Annotated in this window: 1 protein-coding gene; it reads right to left on the reverse strand. The window is 75.7% G+C overall.

Features of this window, described 5'->3' with window-relative positions; genetic code table 11:
- Positions 1–715: pseudouridine synthase (locus AC2W7G_RS17770; RefSeq protein ID WP_485869598.1), on the reverse strand; the 715-nt coding region annotated here is incomplete at both ends.

Genomic DNA, 715 nt, shown 5'->3' on the forward strand with positions numbered 1-715 from the left:
CGCCGGCCCAGATCGGGACGCCCAGGCCCCACAGGTGCATGCGCAGCTGGTGCGTCCGGCCGTGCGCGGCGTCAGCCGGTAGACGGCGAGGTCGCCGCGCCGCTCCTCGAGCTCGACGAGCGTCTCGGCGTTGACCGGGGCGTCGGGCACGACCTCGGCCTGCCACGTGCCGCGCCGCTTGGCCAGGTGGTCGCGGACGGTGACCGGCAGCACGAGGTCCGGCCGCCACGGCGCCAGCACCCGGTAGGTCTTGGCGACGTGCCCGTCCTGGAACAGCGACTGGTAGGGCCCGCGCCAGCGCCGCTCGGTCGCCAGCATCAGCAGGCCGGACGTGACGCGGTCGAGCCGGTGCAGGGGCGAGAGCTCGGGCAGGCCCAGCTCCTCGCGCAGCCGGACGACGACGCTCTGGCGCACGTAGTTGCCGCGCGGGATGGACGCCAGGAACGGCGGCTTGTCGACGACGACGAGCCGCTCGTCGCGGTGCACGACGTGGATCGTGCCCGGCACCTCGGGCTCCTCGCGCAGGTCGCGGTGGAACCACACGAAGGTGTGCGGCGCGTAGGGGTCGGCGTCGGCGACCGGCCGCCCGTCGGCGTCCACGAAGCGTCCGGCCGCGAGCAGGCCGGGCACGTCGACGTGCTCGGGCAGGCGGTGGCGCAGCCACTCCCCCATCGTCGGCCACGGGGACGGGTCGTCCGGGTCGCGGTCGGGGGGT

This window comes from Aeromicrobium sp. PFPM2_SD2 (genome assembly GCF_057364525.1).